Annotated in this window: 15 protein-coding genes; 8 read left to right on the top strand and 7 right to left on the bottom strand. The window is 63.1% G+C overall.

All coding sequences use genetic code 11. The features are described 5' to 3' along the window. Nucleotides 1–100: 100 nt before the first annotated feature. The 3 genes from hrpB to ACUXUR_RS10170 all read right to left on the bottom strand — a co-directional run bounded on the left by hrpB (nt 101) and on the right by ACUXUR_RS10170 (nt 5,746). Complete coding sequence (gene hrpB / locus ACUXUR_RS10180) at nt 101–2,566, bottom strand: ATP-dependent helicase HrpB (protein WP_445502237.1); 2,466 nt, start codon at nt 2,564–2,566, stop codon at nt 101–103. Nucleotides 2,567–2,607: 41 nt separating this feature from the next. Beyond that, nucleotides 2,608–3,228: an HAD family hydrolase gene (locus ACUXUR_RS10175; RefSeq protein ID WP_445502236.1), complete on the bottom strand. Its 621-nt coding sequence runs from the start codon at nt 3,226–3,228 to the stop codon at nt 2,608–2,610. A gap of 226 nt (nt 3,229–3,454) precedes the next feature. Further along, nucleotides 3,455–5,746: an NADP-dependent malic enzyme gene (locus tag ACUXUR_RS10170; protein ID WP_445502235.1), complete on the bottom strand. Its 2,292-nt coding sequence runs from the start codon at nt 5,744–5,746 to the stop codon at nt 3,455–3,457. A 149-nt stretch (nt 5,747–5,895) separates the two neighbouring features. On the opposite strand from ACUXUR_RS10170, the gene mutS reads away from it, so the two are divergent. Further along, nucleotides 5,896–8,622: a DNA mismatch repair protein MutS gene (gene mutS, locus ACUXUR_RS10165; RefSeq protein ID WP_445502234.1), complete on the top strand. Its 2,727-nt coding sequence runs from the start codon at nt 5,896–5,898 to the stop codon at nt 8,620–8,622. Between the two features lie 9 nt (nt 8,623–8,631). Here the strand turns inward: mutS and ACUXUR_RS10160 are convergent, their stop codons facing one another. After that, nucleotides 8,632–9,087: a response regulator gene (locus ACUXUR_RS10160; protein WP_445502233.1), complete on the bottom strand. Its 456-nt coding sequence runs from the start codon at nt 9,085–9,087 to the stop codon at nt 8,632–8,634. A 395-nt stretch (nt 9,088–9,482) separates the two neighbouring features. Here ACUXUR_RS10160 and ACUXUR_RS10155 point away from each other — a divergent pair, with 395 nt between their 5' ends. Together ACUXUR_RS10155 and olsB are read left to right on the top strand one after the other, a co-directional pair. Continuing rightward, nucleotides 9,483–11,018: a YifB family Mg chelatase-like AAA ATPase gene (locus ACUXUR_RS10155; protein ID WP_445502232.1), complete on the top strand. Its 1,536-nt coding sequence runs from the start codon at nt 9,483–9,485 to the stop codon at nt 11,016–11,018. A gap of 132 nt (nt 11,019–11,150) precedes the next feature. After that, nucleotides 11,151–12,077 carry a l-ornithine N(alpha)-acyltransferase gene (olsB, locus tag ACUXUR_RS10150; protein WP_445502231.1) on the top strand — a complete coding sequence of 309 codons (927 nt, stop codon included), beginning with the start codon at nt 11,151–11,153 and terminating at the stop codon, nt 12,075–12,077. Here olsB and queG read toward each other — a convergent pair. Together queG and ACUXUR_RS10140 are read right to left on the bottom strand one after the other, a co-directional pair. Next, nucleotides 12,074–13,231, bottom strand: a complete 1,158-nt coding sequence (queG, locus tag ACUXUR_RS10145; RefSeq protein ID WP_445502230.1) for a tRNA epoxyqueuosine(34) reductase QueG — start codon at nt 13,229–13,231, stop codon at nt 12,074–12,076. The two genes, olsB and queG, sit on opposite strands and share 4 nt — an antisense overlap. Nucleotides 13,232–13,284: 53 nt before the next feature. Beyond that, nucleotides 13,285–13,977 (bottom strand): glutathione S-transferase family protein, encoded by a 693-nt coding sequence (locus ACUXUR_RS10140; RefSeq protein ID WP_445502229.1) that lies wholly within the window; start codon nt 13,975–13,977, stop codon nt 13,285–13,287. Between the two features lie 176 nt (nt 13,978–14,153). Between ACUXUR_RS10140 and ACUXUR_RS10135 the strand changes: the two genes are divergently transcribed. After that, the gene (locus tag ACUXUR_RS10135; protein ID WP_445502228.1) at nt 14,154–14,951 is read left to right on the top strand and encodes an undecaprenyl-diphosphate phosphatase; all 798 of its coding nucleotides are present in this window, start codon (nt 14,154–14,156) and stop codon (nt 14,949–14,951) included. A gap of 3 nt (nt 14,952–14,954) precedes the next feature. After that, nucleotides 14,955–15,203: a hypothetical protein gene (locus tag ACUXUR_RS10130; protein WP_445502227.1), complete on the top strand. Its 249-nt coding sequence runs from the start codon at nt 14,955–14,957 to the stop codon at nt 15,201–15,203. Between the two features lie 48 nt (nt 15,204–15,251). On the opposite strand, the gene nth is transcribed toward ACUXUR_RS10130, so the two are convergent. Continuing rightward, nucleotides 15,252–15,995 carry an endonuclease III gene (gene nth / locus ACUXUR_RS10125; protein WP_445502226.1) on the bottom strand — a complete coding sequence of 248 codons (744 nt, stop codon included), beginning with the start codon at nt 15,993–15,995 and terminating at the stop codon, nt 15,252–15,254. A gap of 20 nt (nt 15,996–16,015) precedes the next feature. Here nth and ACUXUR_RS10120 point away from each other — a divergent pair, with 20 nt between their 5' ends. From ACUXUR_RS10120 to ACUXUR_RS10110, 3 genes are all read left to right on the top strand, one after another. Next, the gene (locus ACUXUR_RS10120) at nt 16,016–16,528 is read left to right on the top strand and encodes a DUF2244 domain-containing protein (RefSeq protein WP_445502373.1); all 513 of its coding nucleotides are present in this window, start codon (nt 16,016–16,018) and stop codon (nt 16,526–16,528) included. 1,007 nt (nt 16,529–17,535) lie between these two features. Beyond that, nucleotides 17,536–18,396: a methylated-DNA--[protein]-cysteine S-methyltransferase gene (locus tag ACUXUR_RS10115; protein ID WP_445502372.1), complete on the top strand. Its 861-nt coding sequence runs from the start codon at nt 17,536–17,538 to the stop codon at nt 18,394–18,396. 208 nt (nt 18,397–18,604) lie between these two features. Then, nucleotides 18,605–19,264, top strand: coding sequence for a DUF2268 domain-containing putative Zn-dependent protease (locus ACUXUR_RS10110; protein ID WP_445502225.1), 660 nt, complete (start codon nt 18,605–18,607; stop codon nt 19,262–19,264). The last annotated feature ends 240 nt before the right edge of the window (nt 19,265–19,504 follow it).

Genomic DNA, 19,504 nt, shown 5'->3' with positions numbered 1-19,504 from the left:
AGGAGCGAAGCGTCTCGAAGAGCGAGGCGTTTCCAGTGGGCTCTGGACCCTCCTTCGAGACGCAGCCTGACGGCTGCTCCTCAGGATGAGGGCTGTGTTTCTAAGTCCCCCGCGGCTTCGCGCGTCGCGTGGGCGGCGCGGTGAGCGGATCGTCCGGCCAGGGATGCTTTGGGTATTGCCCGCGCATATCGGCGCGCACCGCCGCCCATGAGCCGCGCCAGAAACCAGGCAGATCCCGCGTGATCTGAATGGGGCGCTGTGCGGGCGAGAGAAGATGGAGGATCAGCGGCACGCGCCCCGCCGCGATGGTGGGATGCCTGTCGAGGCCGAACAGTTCCTGCACACGCACGGCGAGGACCGGCCCTTCCTCAGCACCATAATCGATGGGGATCTGCGAGCCTGTCGGCACCTCGATATGCGTCGGCGCCTCGGCATCGAGACGGCGCTGGAGGTTCCACGGCAGGAGGCTGCGCAACGCCTCGCTCAAGAGATCGGGGCCGATATCGTTGAGGCTCGTCTTGCCGACGAGGTGCGGTGCGAGCCATTCCTCCGCCGTTTCCGTCAAAGCCTCATCCGAGAGATCCGGCCATTCCTCGCCTTCAGCCTTGCGCAGGAACATCACGCGCTCGCGCCACTGAGCCAAAGCCTTCGACCACGGCAGCGCATCGAGCCCCAAGGACACGAGACCTTTGGCAAGCGCACGCGCGGCCTCGTCCGTTGCCGGGACTTTCAGAGGGCGCTCATTGAACACGAGCGCACCGAGACGGCGCACGCCGCGCGCACGAAGCGCCTTGGCCTGACGATCAAAAGTGACCTCGTCGGTCTGCTCGATATGATCCCCGAAGACGGACTCGATCTCCTCCATTGCAATCGGAGCAGCCGCGAGAATGCGCGCGGAGGCAGCGCCCCCTGCAATCTCGGCAATGGCGAGATAAGGCTCCTTCGCCAAGCGCTCATGCGCTTCGAGCGATGCGCCGCGGCCATTGGCCATGAGATAATCACCCGGCTTGCCGCGCGCTTTCGCAAGACGGTCCGGATAAGCGAGCGTGAGCAGCGCACCGAATGAACGCGCCTCACCTTTGGCGGAGCCCGTCTGAGTCTTCGCCCATCCTTCAGACATGCGCCGCATATCCTCCGCACGGCGCGAGCGATCGCGACGGAAGCGCTCCATACGCTCAGTCAGATCCACCATGTCGCCGCCAAGACCGCGCTCGACGAGAACGGCAGCCAGATCCGCCGCATCGCGCGCCTGCCCGCTTTCGCCTGCCATCAACACCATGCGTGCCAGACGTGGCGGCAGGGGCAGATCGCGCAGGCGCCGTCCCGTCTCTGTGATGCGGCCTTCGCCATCAAGCGCTTCGAGCTGTTGCAGAAGAGTGCGTGCCTCCTTCATCGCAGGAACCGGAGGAGGATCGAGGAAGGCGAGCGTCGAAGGATCGGCGACGCCCCACGCCGCGCAATCGAGAAGCAGCGGCGCGAGATCGGCAGCGAGAATCTCCGGCCGCACGAAGGGCTCGAGCGCCCCGGTCGCCGCCTCTTCCCACAAGCGGTAGCAGACGCCCGGCTCGGTTCGTCCCGCACGACCACGGCGCTGATCCGCTGCGGCACGCGAGACGCGCACGGTTTCAAGCCGTGTGAGGCCGATATTCGGCTCATAGACCGGCACACGCGCGAGACCTGAATCGATCACCACGCGAACGCCTTCGATGGTGAGAGAGGTCTCGGCAATGGATGTGGCGAGCACCACCTTGCGGCGACCCGGCTTTGCAGGGCTCACGGCGAGGTCCTGTTCACGACGATCGAGGGCGCCATAGAGCGGTGCGATATCGATGGCGGGATCGCTGATGCGCTCGCGCAGAAGCGTTTCAACACGGCGGATTTCGCCCTGCCCCGGCAGAAAGACGAGGACCGATCCGCCCTCTGCGCGCAAGGCTCTCGTGACGGCTTCCGCTACCTGCTCCTCGATGCGGCGATTGGGATCGCGCCCGAGATAACGCGTTTCGACCGGATAGGCGCGACCTTCCGATTCGATCACCGGCGCATCGCCTAGCAGCCTTGCGACGCGTGCGCCATCGAGCGTTGCTGACATCACGAGCAGGCGCAGATCCTCGCGCAACCCGCCCTGTGCATCGAGCGCGAGGGCAAGGCCGAGATCGGCATCGAGCGAACGCTCGTGGAATTCGTCGAAGAGCACGGCGGCAATGCCGTCGAGGGTCGGATCGTCGAGGATCATGCGGGCGAAGACCCCCTCGGTCACCACCTCGATCCGCGTCTTGCGGCTGATCTTGGAGCCGAGGCGCACGCGAAGGCCCACCGTCTCGCCCACCTGCTCGCCCAGCGTCTGCGCCATGCGCTCGGCTGCGGCGCGTGCCGCGAGGCGACGGGGCTCCAGAACGATAATCCTTCCGCCCTGAACCCAGGGCTCATCGAGCAGCACGAGCGGCACGCGCGTCGTCTTGCCCGCACCAGGCGGAGCAACCAGCACCGCATTGGCATGCACGCCCAGACTCGCCGTGAGAGAGCCAAGAACCGCATCGATGGGAAGGGAGGTGTCGAAAACGCGCATGCCGCCTGATGGCTCAAGCCGGGTCGAAGAGCAAGCGGTCGTCAGACCGGGAAGCCGTAACGCCGAAGCTCGGCGGCGAGATCGACCTGCTCGTCAGGATAGTGGATCGCGTGCATACCCACATTGCGCGCCGTCTCGATATTGGCTCGCGAGTCGTCGATGAACACGCAATCCGCCGCTTCAAGAGCATAGCGGTCGAAGAGGAGGTGATAGATGGCCGGGTCCGGCTTCAGGAGCCGCTCGTCTCCCGAGACGATGATGCCGTCAAACTCAGCCAGGAACGGAAAGCGCTGCTTTGCGAGGATAAACTTCTGGCCCGAGAAGTTCGTGATGCAGTAGTTCGGCACTCCGGCTTCCCGCAGCTGGAGCAACAGGGCGACATTCTGCTCGTACGCGCCCGTCACGGTCTCCGTCCAGCGCTCGTGGAAGGCGCGGATTGCACTCTCGTGCTTCGGATGATCCTTCACAAGAAGGGCCACGGCCTCGTCCCAATCCCGGCCGCGATCCTGCTCCACGTTCCAGCTGGGGGTGCAGACATGGCTCAAGAACCACTCCATCTCCGCCTCGTCCTCGAAAATCCGACGGTAGAGATGGCGTGGGTCCCAGCGCAGCAGGACATTGCCGATATCGAATACGACTGTGGTGGGTTGGCGAATGCTCACAATTGCCCCTCATGGTTGGTCGATAGGCCTTTATCCCTTCAGCCGTCGCAAGGCCATTCATCAAATGGGCACGGTGATCGGAAGGAAATTGCGACTAAATAACGTGCTCGATGAACCAATCTTGAAGCTTGAGCAGGTCAGCGCTGATATCATAAGAAATGCAACCGCCGACCGGCGGGGAGAACTCCTCCCCGCCCGTCATCCGTCGCATGATCCGTAAAGCCGATCAGCCGCCGATATTATAGGCAGCCAAGGCCGCCATGTTGACGATGTCGTTGTCGGTGGCCCCGAGCGAGACGATCTGCACCGGCTTGTCGAGACCCACCACCAGCGGCCCCATGACCATGGCGCCGCCGAGTTCCTGCAGCATCTTCGTTGAGATCGATGCGGAGTGGAAGGCGGGCATGACCAGCACGTTCGCCGGCCCCGTGAGGCGGCAGAATGGATACTGCGCCACCAGCTCGCGATTGAGTGCCACATCCGCTGACATCTCGCCGTCGTATTCGAAATCGACGCGCATGCCGTCGAGGATCCGCACGGCCTCCTGTATTTTCTCTGCGCGCTCCGCACGGGGATGGCCGAAGGTGGAGAACGACAGAAGCGCCACGCGCGGCTCATAGCCGAGACGACGGGCGACGCCTGCGGATTCGATCGCGATTTCCGCGATCTCCTGCGCGCTCGGCATTTCGTGAATGGCCGTATCCGCCACGAGAACCGTGCGGCCACGCGCAAGGCAGAGCGAAACGCCGATAACGCGATGACCGGGCTTGGGGTCGATCACATGCAGCACGTCCGCAAGCGCCGTGGAATAATTGCGGGTTGCCCCCGTCACCATGGCATCCGCATCGCCCAGGGCCACCATGGAGGCGGCAAAATGGTTACGGTCCTGATTGATCATGCGCTGGCAATCGCGGAACAGATAGCCCTTGCGCTGCAGGCGCTCGTAGAGGAACTGCGCATAGGTGCTGTTGCGATGGGACAGCCGCGCATTGTGAATCTCGATGCCTTCGCGGCCTTCGAGATCGATGCCGGCCTGAGCCGCCGTCTCGAAAATCCGCTCTTCGCGCCCGACGAGGATGGCTCGGCCAAGCCCCTGGTTGACGAAGGAGATAGCCGCGCGGATGACCTTCTCCTCCTCGCCCTCCGCGAACACCACGCGCTTGGGCATCTTGCGCACGCGCTCGAAAATGCGGTTGAGCGTGCCGGCCACAGGATCGCGGCGGGCAGAAAGGTGCGCCTTGTAGGCCTTCATGTCGACGATGGGGCGGCGTGCGACGCCGGTATCCATCGCTGCCCGCGCCACCGCCGTCGGGATGGTGTGGATCAGGCGCGGATCGAACGGCACGGGAATGATGTATTCGCGGCCAAAGCGCGGACGTGCGCCCTGATAGGCCGCGGCGACCTCGTCCGGCACATCCTCGCGCGCGAGTTCCGCAATCGCCTGCGCGGCGGCGATCTTCATCTCCATGTTGATGGTGGTGGCCTGCACGTCGAGTGCGCCACGGAAGATATAAGGGAAACCCAGAACGTTGTTGACCTGATTCGGATAATCAGAGCGGCCCGTGGCGATGATCACGTCGTCACGGATGCGCGCCACTTCCTCCGGCGTGATTTCCGGATCGGGATTGGCCATGGCGAAGATGATCGGATTGGGCGCCATGGAGCGGATCATCTCATCCGTGAACGCGCCCTTGGCGGAGAGGCCGAACACGGCGTCTGCCCCCTTCAAGGCATCAGCCAAAGTGCGTGCACCCGTGTCGGCAGCGTGCGCGGATTTCCACTGGTTCATGCCCTCGGTACGACCCTTGTAGATCACGCCCTTCGTGTCGCAGAGGATCACGTTGTTGGGAGCAAAGCCCATGGCCTTCAGAAGCTCAGTGCAGGCGATGCCCGCAGCACCCGCGCCGTTCACCACGAGCTTGGTCTTGGCCATGTCACGCCCCGTGAGATGCAGCGCGTTGATGAGACCTGCCGCCGCAATGATCGCGGTGCCGTGCTGGTCGTCATGGAAGACGGGGATATCCATGAGCTCCCGCAGGCGCTCTTCGATGATGAAGCATTCGGGCGCCTTGATGTCTTCGAGATTGATGCCGCCAAAAGACGGGCCGAGATAGCGCACGCAGTTGATGAAGGCATCCGCATCTTCCGTATCGACCTCGAGGTCGATGGAATCGACATCCGCGAAGCGCTTGAAGAGAACCGACTTGCCTTCCATCACGGGTTTGGAGGCCAAGGCGCCCAGATTGCCGAGGCCGAGGATCGCCGTACCGTTCGAGATCACCGCCACCATATTGGAGCGGGTGGTGTAATCGAAGGCGAGCGATGGGTTTTCCGCAATGGCCAGTACTGGCACTGCGACGCCCGGCGAATAGGCGAGCGACAAGTCCCGCTGGGTCGCCATGGGCTTGGTCGGCACGACCTCGAGCTTGCCGGGCCTGCCTTGGGAATGGAACTGCAATGCCTCCTGGTCAGTGAAGGTGGGGCGTTTGCGGCGTGTCGAGGACGTTTCGTCGGTCATGGAACTGTCGTGTTTTGGCGCAGGGGCGCGTTTTCGAAGGGGATGCGACCTTAAGGCCTAGGACACTCCGCCTCAAGACTTGTGCACACCCCCTCTTCAACACCCATGATACGGGTGAAAGGGGAAGCGGGCTTTGCTACATAAGGCGGATGTCGTCCCAAGCCCTGTACCAAGCCCCCGAGAGCCCCGAACCAACCTCCCCTGCCGGCATCAAAGCCGCCCTGGATAGCCGCGTCACGCCCATGATGGCGCAGTATATCGAGATCAAGGCCGCCAATCCGGACAGCCTGCTGTTCTACCGGATGGGGGATTTCTACGAGCTGTTCTTCGAGGATGCGGAGATCGCAAGCCAAGCCCTCGGCATCGTGCTCACCAAGCGCGGCAAGCACCAGGGGCAGGACATCCCCATGTGCGGCGTGCCCGTGGACCGGGCGGACGACTATCTCCAGCGCCTCATCGGCTTGGGCCACCGGGTCGCCGTCTGCGAGCAGACCGAGGACCCGGCGGAGGCGAAGAAGCGAGGCGCCAAATCCGTGGTCCGCCGCGACGTGGTGCGCCTCGTCACCCCCGGCACCATCACGGAAGAGCGTCTGTTGGAGCCGGGCCGCGCCAATTTCCTCCTTGGCCTGGCCCGCCGCCGCATCTCCGACACGCAATGGTGCTACGGCCTGGCCGCCATCGATATCTCGACCGGCCATTTCGTGGTGAGCGAAACGGATGCCACAGGCTTGCCGGCGGAGATCGCCCGCTTCGAGCCCCGCGAGATCCTAGTGCCGGATGTCATTCATGACGATCCGGAGCTTTCAGGTTTCTGGCGCGAGACGCGAGCCTCGATCACGCCTCTGTCCCGCGAAGGTCTCGATCCGGCCTCTGCTGAGCGGCGGCTGAAGGAATATTTCGGCGTCGCGACGCTCGATGCTTTCGGCTCCTTCGGCCCCGCCGAGATCACGGCGGCGGGCAGCGTGCTGTTCTATATCGAGAAGACCCAGATCGACAGCCGCCCGGTTCTCAACCCGCCCTCGCGGGAGAATGCAGGCGCAGCACTGGCCATCGACGCGGCAACCCGCGCCAATCTCGAACTCACGCGCACGCTCTCCGGCGAACGCGCGGGCAGCCTGCTGGCCACCATCGACTGCACCGTCACGCCCGGCGGGGCACGCTGCCTCGCCGAGCGTCTGGCAGGCCCCCTCACCGACCCGGGCATGATCCGCGAGCGTCAGGATGCGGTGGAATTCCTCGTGGACAACACGGATCTGCGCGAGCGTCTGCGGCGCATTCTCAAACGCTCGCCCGATCTGGCGCGCGCCCTCTCACGCCTGAGCCTCGGGCGCGGCGGACCGCGTGACTTGGCTTGCGTGCGTGACGGGCTATTCGCAGCGCGCGAGCTCGGTCTTGAACTCGCCATTGCACCCAATCTGCCGAGGGAGCTCTCGGCAAATGCGCAAAAGCTCCAGTCCTTGCGCACGGATGTCGCCGACAAACTCGCGGCGGCACTTGCGGATGAACTCCCCCTTCTGAAGCGCGATGGCGGCTTCATTCGTGCCGGCTACGACGCCAATCTCGATGAGTTGCGCGAGCTGCAGCAGGATTCTCGCCGCTTCATCGCAGCCCTTCAATCCCGCTACGCCAACGACACCGGCTGCCGCACCTTACGCGTGAAACACAACCATATGATCGGCTACTTCGTGGAAGTACCGCAGAATGTGGGTGAGGATCTGCTCAAAGAGCCCTTCAAGGATACCTTCATCCATCGCCAGACCATGGCGGGCGCGATGCGCTTTTCGACACAGGAGCTGGGCGAGCTTGAATCGAAGATCGCATCGGCTGCAGACCGCGCCTTGAAGATCGAGCTCGGCCTGTTCGATGCGATGACCCAGGAACTGCTCGATCTGTCGAGCGATGTTGCATCCGCCGCCGAAGCAATTGCGGTGATCGACGTGACGGCAGCGCTCGCCGATCTCGCCGTTCGCCTCGACTGGACGCGGCCCATCGTCGACACGAGTCTGACCTTCACCGTGAAGGAAGGCCGCCATCCCGTTGTTGAAGCGGCCCTCAAGCGCGAAGGCACAGCCTTCATCGCCAATGATTCCGATCTGTCCGGCAAGGATGCGGGCCACATTCTGCTGATCACCGGCCCCAACATGGGCGGTAAATCGACCTATCTGCGCCAGAACGCCTTAATCGTCGTGCTCGCGCAGATGGGCTCCTTCGTGCCCGCGAAAGAGGCGCATATCGGCGTCGTCGACCGTCTCTTCTCGCGTGTCGGTGCAGCCGACGATCTGGCGCGGGGCCGCTCGACCTTCATGGTCGAGATGGTGGAAACCGCTGCCATTCTCAATCAGGCAACCGCACGCTCCCTCGTCATCCTCGACGAGATCGGACGCGGCACGTCGACCTTCGATGGCCTGTCCATTGCCTGGGCCGCCATCGAGCACCTGCACGAGAGCAATCGCTGCCGTGCGCTTTTCGCCACCCATTTCCACGAACTGACGGCTCTTGCCGAACGCCTGCCGCGTATCGCCAATGCCACCCTTAAGGTCACAGAGTGGCACGGCGAAGTGGTCTTCCTGCACGAGGTCGTTCCAGGCGCGGCCGACCGTTCCTACGGTTTGCAGGTCGCACGTCTCGCAGGACTTCCCACTGCTGTTGTCGATCGGGCCAAGACGATCCTGAGCGAACTGGAGAAGTCGGACCGGGAGCATCCGAAGCGGGCGCTTGTCGACGACCTGCCGCTCTTCGCCGCTCCGGTGCGGATGGAGCCGGTCAAAGCCCCCCAGAAGGACACTTTGCGCGAAGCGCTCGATGCGCTCGATCCCGATCAGATGACCCCGAGAGAGGCGCTCGATGCGCTTTATCGTCTCAAGGCTCAGCGCTGAAGATCCGGGTCAGGAGCGCTTGGAGCTGCTGTCCTCAGCGCCCGTCACATCAAAAGGGATGAACGTCAACCGGTCCGCGTTGGCAGCTTCCCGCTCCTGCTCGGCGGTGACATAGGCCAGCGCCTCCTTCACGCCACGCTCCGTGTAGGGTTTGGCGATCACGCCGCGCGCGCCTGCAAAATCCTCGGGAATGCGCTTGGCATTGGCAGTCATGAACAGCACGGTCACGTGATGCTGGTCGGAGAGTTTGCGAGCCACATCGATGCCGGTGAGACCGTCGGCCAGGTGAATATCGACGAAGGCGAGATCAGGCGAGAGCTCGCTGCCCAGCGCAACGGCCTCCTCGGACGAGGCCGCAATCCCCACCACATCGTGCCCTGCATCCTGGAGCAGGCTCTCGAGCTCCAGCGCGATGAGGAACTCATCTTCGACGATGAGGATGCGCAAAGGCTTCACCTCACTCAACTCGTGTCTCCTCGGCAACTGCCAGTGCGAGAAATCCAGCCGCTTTACCTGGCCCCCTCGCGCGCCAAGTCAACAGCTCCAGCACCCGCCGAACCTGCAAATCCCACAAGAAATTTCTGAAGCGCCCCATCGTCATAGGGGCATGAGAAAGCTCAGTGCCATCGCAGTCGATGGCATCGGTCCCCGCCATGATCGTCGTCCCACCACAAAAAATGATGATCCCCTTGAACCGGCTTTCACCCGCTTTGCCGGAATAGTGGGACTCAACGTCATAAGTTCGGGAGGGTTCCGCGGCTTCCCAAAAGGTTTTTGAACAGCGTTAACCGACCGACGCAAACACTATCATGTTTCACATGAGCGCGCTAAAGTCTTCCTGTTGCGGGAGGTTGAGCCTGATGGTCATGCGCGTTTCCACTGTTGCCTTCGAGGGAATCGAAGCGCGCGCGGTTGACGTGCAGGTGCAGATTTCTCCCGGGACGGTCGCTTTCATGATCGTCGGCCTTCCCGACAAGGCCGTCGCGGAATCCCGCGAGCGGGTGCGCTCGGCCCTTATCGCCTCAGGGCTCGCGCTCCCGGCCAAGCGCATCACCGTCAACCTGGCCCCTGCCGATCTGCCGAAGGAAGGCAGTCATTATGACCTCCCCATTGCGCTCGGCGTCATGGCCGCCATCGGGGCGATTCCGGGCGATGCCCTCAACGGCTTTACAGTGCTGGGCGAGCTGGCGCTCGACGGCTCCATCACCTCTGTCGCGGGCGTACTGCCGGCCGCGATGGCAGCTGTCGAGCGGCAACACGGGCTGGTCTGCCCGCAATCGTGCGGCTCCGAGGCCGCCTGGGCGAGCAGCGAGCTTGAGATCCTGGCCCCGCGCTCCCTCGTTCAGCTCGCCAACCATTTCAAGGGCACGCAGGTCATGGGCCGGCCGGAGCCGGCCATCATGCCCGCCTCCGGCTCCTTGCCGGACCTGCGCGATATCAAGGGGCAGGAAAGTGCCAAGCGAACGCTGGAGATTGCAGCCGCTGGCGGCCACAACCTCCTGATGAGCGGGCCTCCCGGAGCAGGCAAGTCGATGCTGGCCCAGCGCCTGTCCTCCATCCTGCCGCCGCTCTCGCCCCGAGAGCTCCTGGAGGTCTCCATGATCCAATCGGTGGCAGGTCTCCTGGCGGATGGCGCGCTCTCGAACCGCCGGCCTTTCAGAGCCCCTCACCATTCCGCGTCCATGGCCGCCCTCGTGGGCGGCGGCCTCAATGCCCGGCCCGGCGAGGCCTCGCTCGCCCATCATGGCGTCCTCTTCCTCGACGAACTGCCCGAGTTCCAGCCGCAGGTGCTCGATTCACTGCGCCAGCCCTTGGAGACGGGGGAGATCCTGATCGCACGGGCGAATCACCGGGTGACCTATCCGGCGCGCTTTCAGCTTATTGCAGCGATGAACCCCTGCCGTTGCGGGCAGGCGACGGAGCCCGGCTATGTCTGTCGCCGGCAGCCGAACGAGCGCTGCATCGCGCAGTACCAGGCGCGGCTCTCAGGCCCGCTTCTCGATCGCATCGATCTCGCCATCGAAGTGCCAGCCGTAACAGCTGCCGACTTGATCCTGCCGCCACCGGAAGAAGGCTCGGCCCAGGTTGCCCGCCGTGTGGCCGTGGCTCGGAAGCTGCAGGAGAAGCGCTACGCTGCCCTGAAAGAAAGAGGCATCACAACCAACGCAGCCTGTCCGCCGGCCCTGCTGGAAGAAGTGGCCCAGCCTGATTCGGAAGGGTTGTCGCTCATCCGCGATGCCGCCAATGCCATGCGCCTCTCCGCACGGGGCTTCCACCGGGTTCTCAAAGTGGGCCGGACCCTTGCCGATCTCGATGGGGAAGAGCGTGTGCGGCGCATCCATGTGGCCGAGGCACTCTCTTATCGCGCCCACACGGATCGCCGCTCGGCGGCATGAAAACTTAGCTGCCGAATCTTGTGAAATTACGCGGCAACTGCGATATACTTTGTCACAAAACAGTTTGAAATGACGGCTATGTCACGGCGAAAGACCGGCACATCCACCAGCAGACCGGCCCGCGAGACCAAGATGACTTCTTCCCCGCTGAATGGAACGGCCTCTCCCGTGAAGCCTTCGCTGATTCCTGCCTTAAAGGGATTTGGCAAGAAGATGGGACGGACGGTGCGCGATTACGGCAGCCTCGATCCCGTTCTCGGACGGATAGGCTCCCTGGAAGTGCGCCTTGCAACGACGGCTCAGGAAATCCGGCGAGCACAGAAGCTGCGCTTCAAAGTCTTTTACGAAGAAATGTCCGCCACACCGCAGGGAGCCGCCGTACTCTCGCGCCGCGACGTCGATGAGTACGATTGGATCTGCGATCATCTTCTCGTGCTCGATCATGCTGCGAAGGCCGGGCCTCTGCGCAGCGCGAAGCCAAAGGTGGTGGGCACCTATCGCCTGCTGCGCCAGGATATTGCGGAGCGCCACCAGGGCTTCTACTCCCGTGGCGAATACGACATCGCACCTCTGCTGAAGGCGCATTCCTCCTTGCGCTTCCTCGAACTCGGCCGCTCCTGCGTGCTCGAGCCCTATCGCAACAAGCGCACGGTCGAACTGCTGTGGCACGGCATCTGGACTTACGTTCTGCACTACAAGATCGACGTGATGATCGGATGCGCGAGCCTTGAGGGCACGAATCCGAAAGATCTCGCGCTGCCTCTGAGCTTTCTGCATCATTACGCCGCTGCCCCCGCCGAATGGCAGGCACGCGCGCTGCCGGAGCGCTTCACGCGCATGGACCTTCTGCCGAAGGAGTCCGTTGACCCGAAGGCCGCGCTGCATGCACTGCCGCCACTGATCAAGGGCTATCTGCGCCTTGGGGCAACATTCGGTACGGGCGCTGTGATCGATAAGCAGTTCGGCACGACGGATGTTCTCGTCATCCTGCCCGTCTCCGCCATCAACCCGCGCTACATCGACCATTTCGGCCCGACTGCGAACCGTCACGCTGCCTAAAGAACGGCATTCTCGCGCACCTCAGCCTTCAGAACACGCATCCATTCCTCGCGCACGTCCGGATCGCTTTCCTGCGCGAAGCGGCCCGAGTTGAGAGACGCAACCATTTCAGCCGGGAGCAATCGGCCAATGGCCCACACCGCCATGGCGCGTACAAGCGGCGATGGATCGTCGAGAAGCCGTACGGCTTCATCCGCCAGAGCAGGGTCGCCGGAATTGCCGATGGCGATCAGCACATTGCGGATGAACCGATCGCGTCCCGTACGTTTGATCGGGGTCCCTGAGAAGCGGGTGCGGAAGCTCGGATCATCGAGACGTGCAAGCTCGGAAAGCGGCAGAACCGCGAGATCGTCGCGCTGCATCAGCTTCACCTCGCGGCTTGCTTGGGCGAACTTATTCCAGGGGCAGACGGCAAGGCAATCGTCGCAACCGAAGATCCGATTGCCGATGCCGGGGCGCAGCTCCTCCGGAATGTGCCCCTTATGCTCGATGGTCAGATACGAAATGCAGCGTCGTGCATCGAGCTGGAACGGTGCAGGAAACGCATGGGTTGGGCAGATGTCGAGGCAGCGGCGGCACGAGCCGCAATGGTTGCGTTCCGGCTCATCGACAGGCAGTTCCGCCGTGGTGAAGATGGCGCCCAAGAACAGCCAGTTGCCGAATTCACGCGAGACGATGACCGTATGCTTGCCCTGGAAGCCGAGTCCTGCTGCTTCCGCCAGAGGCTTCTCCATCACGGGCGCCGTGTCCACGAACACCTTCACGTCGGATGAAGCCCTGGCGGCGAGGAAGCCTGCGATCTCCTTCAGCTTGCCTTTGATCACATCGTGATAGTCACGGTTGCGGGCATAGATCGAGATCGAGCCGCAATCCTTCTGCGAAAGTGCGGCCAGCGGATCGCTCGTGGGACCATAATTGACGCCGAGCAGAATGATGCTGCGCACCTCGGGCCAGAGCATGCGCGGATCGGCGCGGCGTTCGGCCGTTTCCACCATCCAGTCCATGGAACCGTGATGGCCCGCCTCCAGCCACGCTTTCAGGCGCTCCGGTGCGCGTGGAATGGAATCCGGGGCCGCGATGCGGATCGTATCGAAGCCGATCTGCTTGGCGCGTTCGACGAACGCGCGCTTCAAGGCTTCGCCGTTACTTTTCACGCTCGCTGCATGATCCGGACGAACCACCGGCTCTTGCTTGTTCTGATCACACTCTAGAAATCCAGGTTGTCGTAATGATCCGCCGGCGCCATACCCGGCACCCGGTCCGCCAGAAGCGCGCGAAACGACCGCCGGGATTTCACCCGGGCGTACCAATGCTTCGCCGTTTCGTCCTCTTCCCATGGCACGTCGCCGAGATAATCCACTACCGAGAGATGGGCAGCCGCCGCCAGATCCGCATAGGTCATCTGGTCGCCGGCCAGCCAATTCCGCTTGGAAATCAGAAAACCGATATATTTCAAGTGATATCGCACATTGGCCCGCGCAGCGCGAATCGCGCTCATGTCCGGCGGACCGCCGCCCAGTTCGATGGGCATGAACCGCTTGTAGATCTTTTCTGTGGCAAGGTAGCCCGAGACCTCCTCGTGGAACTTGCCCAGGAACCAGTCGAGCAGACGGCGAACCTCGACCCGCTGCTCCAGACCCTGCGGCAAAAGCCTGCGGTCCTTCAGCGCCTCTCCCTTTACGTCGTCCAGGTAATCCGCAATTCCCCGCGCCCCCGGAACGGCCAAGCCGTTATCGTCCACCAGTAACGGGAGAGTGCCGGCCGGGTTGATCTCCAGGAACGGGATGCGCCGATCCCACGGCTTCTCCTCGACGAGATCCGGCTCAAGGCTCGTCTCCGCCAAGATCAGGCGTGCGAACCGCGAATGCGGGCAAAAGGGATAGGAATGCAGGGTGGCCATGAAAATGTCAGATGCGAAACAAGCGGCGAGAATAAGGCCTTGCTTCGTTAACGGGCGGTAAGGAATTTTGGTGAATCTCATGCCCCAGACGCATGAAGACGGCCTTGCGTTTGCAATGCTTTCTTGACACGTGCGGGAGCGCCCTGCATCTGGCGCCGGCTTAAGGATTTTCAACGATGGCAAACATTATCGAGGCGCTCTTCCTCGGTCTCGTCGAGGGGCTGACTGAATTCCTGCCGGTCTCCTCCACCGGGCACCTTCTGCTCTTGGGACATTTCTTAGGATTCGAATCCACGGGCAAGACCTTCGAGGTCCTGATCCAGCTGGGCGCGATCCTTGCGATCCTCTCAGTCTATTTCAATAAGCTTTGGACCATCGCCAAGGCCCTGCCTTACGATCCGGATGCCAGGCGCTTCGTCATTGGCGTCGTGGTGGCCTTCCTGCCGGCGGCCCTCATCGGCGCTGTGCTGCACGGCTTCATCAAGGAAGTGCTCTTCGATCCCTGGATCGTGTGCATGACCCTGATCGCGGGCGGCTTCGTGCTCCTGTTGGTCGACCGCATGCCTCTGGAAGCGACCCGGGACGATGCCACCCGGTTCCCTCTGCCCATGTACCTGAAGATCGGCTTTCTCCAGTGCCTCGCGATGATTCCCGGCGTGTCCCGCTCGGGCGCCACCATCGTGGGCGCCATGCTGATGGGGGCTTCGAAGCGGGCGGCAGCGGAATTCTCCTTCTTCCTGGCCATGCCCACCATGGCGGGTGCCTTCGCCTATGACCTCCTGAAGAACTATAAGATCCTGTCGGCAGACGACGCCGTCACCATCGTCGTGGGCTTCATCGCCGCCTTCATCGCGGCCGTGATCGTGGTGAAGATGCTGCTGGATTACGTGTCCCGCCACGGCTTCACGCCCTTCGCCTGGTGGCGGATCATCCTTGGCGCGGCCGGATTGGCCGGCCTCATCGCCTTCGGGTGAGCCATGCTGGCGCGTGACGAGGCTCTCGCCGTTGTGCTCGCCATCCTCGTGGCTCTGGCCGTAACGATGCTAGCCGTGCTCGCAGGCGCTTTCGCAGAGATGCCCGAGGCCGGACAAGGCGCAGTCCGTGAGCCCAGCTGCTCCGAATGGACCGATGGCTGCATCGTCTGCGCCCGGACCCCGCAGGGTCTCGCCTGCTCGACGCCCGGCATCGCCTGCGTGCGCCAAGCGCCGCGCTGCCTCAAGCCTTAGCCAACCTCTTTATGACATGAGGGATGTCGTGCGCGTCGGGAGAGAATCCTACGGAATCGTCTTATCCGGATAGCGGCAGAGGTCGTTGACCGGGCAGCGCCAGCACTCGGGCCTGCGCGCCTTGCAGATGTAGCGCCCGTGCAGGATCAGCCAGTGATGGGCGTGGAGCAGATATTCCTTCGGGATCAGCTTCTCCAGCGCGACTTGCGTCTCAAGGGGCGTCTTGGTGATCACGAGCGGCAGGCGGTTGGCGACACGGAAGATATGCGTGTCGACGGCAATGCGCGGATCGCCATAGGCGATATTGACCACCACGCTCGCGGTCTTGCGCCCCACGCCCGGCAGGGTCTCCAGGATCTCGACGGAGTTCGGCACCTTGCCTTCGAACTCCTCGACGAGGCGCTTCGACATCGCCATGACGTTCTTCGCCTTCGTGTTGAAGAAGTTCAGCGTCTTGATGTGCCGACGAAGCCCCTCCTCGCCGAGCGCCAGCATCTTCTGCGGCGTATCCGCAACGCGAAACAGCTCTTTCGTCGCCTTGTTGACCCCGACGTCCGTTGCCTGAGCCGAGAGCGCCACGGCGACGAGCAGCGTATAGGAATTGGTATAATCGAGTTCGCCTTTCGGCTCCGGATTGGCCTCCTTGAGACGCCGGAAGATCTCGATCATGGTGGCCCGGTCAACAGGCTTGGGACTCCGCGAGCGGACCGCTTTGGCAACGGCCTTGGCCGGAACGGCGGGACTTGATTTGGGCTTCGTTGTACGGCGGGGTGACGGCTTCAGATCAGACATTCCTGCGTTATATCTGGACCATGGCAGGCAGCAAGGCGACATTTGATGACGAAGCCGACCGGCTCGAGAAGCCGGTGTTCTCGGCCGTCATTCGCCCCCACCGGTCCTTGAACCCTCAAGGGTTCAAGATCGTGATGACGCTGGTGTGCCTGACCACCGTCATCGCCAGCATGCCCTTCGTGATCATGGGTTTCTGGCCCGTCGCGGGCTTCTTCGGCCTCGATTTCCTCGGTCTCTACATCGCCTTCCGCATCAGCTACCGCCAAGCCCAGGCCTTCGAGCTTCTGGAACTCACCCCGATCCGCCTTCTCCTCCGCAAGGTCAGCGAGCGGGGCGAGACGCGCGAGTGGCAATTCAACCCGCTCTGGACCCGCCTCGATCGGGAGACGGATGAAGAATTCGGCCTGCAGAAGCTGGCGCTGACATCCCGCAACGAACACGTGGTGATCGCCCGCGATCTCTCTCCAGAGGAGCGCGAGACCTTGGCCGACGCCATCAGCCGTGCCCTGTCGGATGTGAAGCGGGGTTATTGAGCGGGATGTCAAAGAGCCAAGCGGCAGCATCCTCGGGGCCGGTGGCGTTCCGAGGGTGAGCAGTCGAGGGGGCGCGAGGAAGCGGTCCGGCTCGATCTGTGAGGTGTGTGAAGAGCCAGGCGGCTCCTCGCGCACGGTTCTTTTAGGCGGACAGGCGGCACCGGCTCCGTCAACCGCCGCAAGCGGACACCGCAGCGGTCGCGTCTCGACCTGCGGGCGGCTTGTGACCGATCCGAGCCCGACTTGCACAGCCTGGGCCTCCCGTCACCGGAGGCTGCGTTGACCTCCCGCACGGGACCGCTCCCGACCCCGCAGTCACGACGCCTCGCGAGCGCGCCCCCGGTAGGTCAGGACAGATGCAACATAGTTCAGATTAGGCCCAAAGTCAAGAACAAAGTAAGAACACGTTCCGGCTGCGTCCTCCCGCCTGCCGCAGCCTCTCGCGTCATCCCCGGCCGTGGGCCGGGGATCCCGCTACGGTGCGGCGCTGTTCCAATCGGGATGGCCGGGACACGCCCGGCCATGACGGGAAGAGTAAGCTGTGACGCGGAGAGCGGCTGCGCGACTTGGGATCCGGGAGGCGCTGCAACCCTCCCCAAAGGCTTCGGGCTTGCCCGAGGCCTGCTCTTTCCTGCGCAAGCCGGGAACACCCGACTTCCCATCTCGGGTGTTCCCGAGATGGGCTTTCTCTTGCGCAAGTCGGGAACACCCGACTTGCGGTGGGGAGGCGATGGGGGGTGGGGTTGTGAGCGCACCTTAAATCGGTTTGCACTGGCCCTCACCCAGCCCTCCACCTGGGGAGGGCTGCCCCAGTTCTCTGGAGAAAGCCGCACTCTCTCAAGAACCGCGCGCTCTTCTGAACCCGCCTGCCCTCGCCAAGCAGCGGTGTGAAGACGACAGAAATCGGGTGTCGCCTCTTCCTCAGACCGCCTAGAGTGCGACCCAAGAGGAAACACGCCATGCTCGACACCTTGCGCGACATCACCATCGAACCCGGCCACCTCACGATGCCGGAGGAGCCTCAAACCGATTACGAGCGGGTGCGCCGGATCATTGCATTCATCTCCGAGCGCTGGCGGGAGCAGCCTTCGCTGGAAGCGATTGCGGATCATGTGGGACTATCCACCACCCATGTGCATCATCTCTTCCGGCGCTGGGCGGGTTTGAGCCCCAAAGCCTTTCTCCAGGCGATCACCCTGGACAACGCCAAGGCGCTTCTGGCTGATTCCGCGAGCGTGCTGGATGCCACCTACGAGGTCGGGCTCTCAGGTCCTGCCCGGCTGCACGATCTTTTCGTGACCCATGAGGCCATGACGCCTGGCGACTTCAAGGCCGGTGGCGCCAGCCTTACCATGCGCTACGGCTTTCACCCCTCCCCCTTCGGCGAGGCCGTTCTGGTGGCGACTGAGCGAGGGCTCGCGGGCCTCGGATTCGTAGATGACGGCAATCGTGAAGCAGCGCTCGCCGACATGACCCGCCGCTGGCCGAGGGCACATTATGTCGAGGACGCAGCCGCCACCGCGCCGTTGGCGCAACGCATCTTCAACCCGACTCAGTGGCAGGCGGAGCAGCCCCTTAGGGTCGTGCTGATCGGCACCGATTTCGAGGTGCGGGTCTGGCAGACCCTGCTGCGCATCCCCCGCGACAAGGCCACCACCTATTCCGACATCGCCCGCTATATCGGCAAACCCGCTGCCTGCCGGGCGGTCGGCGCGGCGGTCGGCAAGAATCCCGTCTCCTTCGTGGTCCCCTGCCACCGGGTGCTCGGCCGCTCCGGCGCGCTCACCGGCTATCATTGGGGGCTTACTCGCAAGCAGGCGATCCTGGGATGGGAAGCGGGGCGGGGCCTGGGCGCAAATGAAGCATAAAACCCAGCATTTTGTTATATTGTGCGTAAGTTGCGCCCCCAGGAATGGGGAGGCGCTGCCATAGCAGTTCATCAAGGCCGTTCATCGGTTGGCGGGCAGGACGGAATTTCCGCAGCAAGGCGCCGGGATGATGAGTTGGATGCTGCACTTTCTCGAAGCCGAAGGGAGCCTCCGGCCTTGGCGCGAACATTTGGAGGCATCGGCCCGGATGGCCGAGCAACGCATCGCCACCTGCCTTGCTCCGGACATTGACATGCCGCCCGTCGATGTCGTGATCCAGCGCCTGAGGGGCGAAACCATTCCGGAACTCGGATTGACCGGATTCACCCCTCGCCGAAGCTGCATGGCGATTACCCTCGATCCGGACAATCCCCATTTCGAAGCAAGTCTGAAAGCGGGTGATTTCATTCGCATCCTGACCCATGAGTTTCATCACTGCCTCCGGTTTCGCAGTGTCGGGTATGGGACCACCCTCGCCGAGGCCCTTGTCAGCGAAGGATTGGCGGATCACTTCGACCGCGAGGTCAACGGGGGCGACGGCCAGCTGTGGGACCATGCTCTCGGACCCGGGCAATGGCCCGCCCTGCTCCGGCAGGCCGAGGAGGCTTTTGGCCGCTCAGATTACGATCATCATCTTTGGTTCTTCGGAGGCCATGGCTGCGATTCCATCGGCCTCATCCCGCGCTGGGCAGGCTACACCATCGGCTACCATCTCGTCGGAGCCTATCTGGACATGAATCCTGAGGCGAGGCCGTCCCGGATGGCCGAAACTCCGGCCATGGACATTGTCACGAGGGCTTGGGCCCATCTCCGGGAGGAATCCGGAGAGCCAACCCCGCCGGCGCAGGATCGAAAAAAGAGGCCCTAACCGAACGCTCAGCCTTTTCCCACCTCTCACTCCTATTGCAGCCATGCAACAGGGTCCGGCTCCGATAAATTGAAGCCAACTAGCCGTCAGGATCGTCTTGCAGCGCTTGAAACCCCTTCTTATATCAGCGCCTGCAGGGCAGTTCCGTTCGGGGGCGTCCTGTTTAAGTCATTCAACATGTAAGCCATGGGCCGAGCTGCTTTTAGGGCTCGGCGGTCTGCTTGAAAGTGAGGGATCCCG

The organism is Microvirga medicaginis (assembly GCF_052658925.1).
Note: the sequence above shows the minus strand (reverse complement) of the source record. Positions and strands in the feature narration are given on the sequence as shown.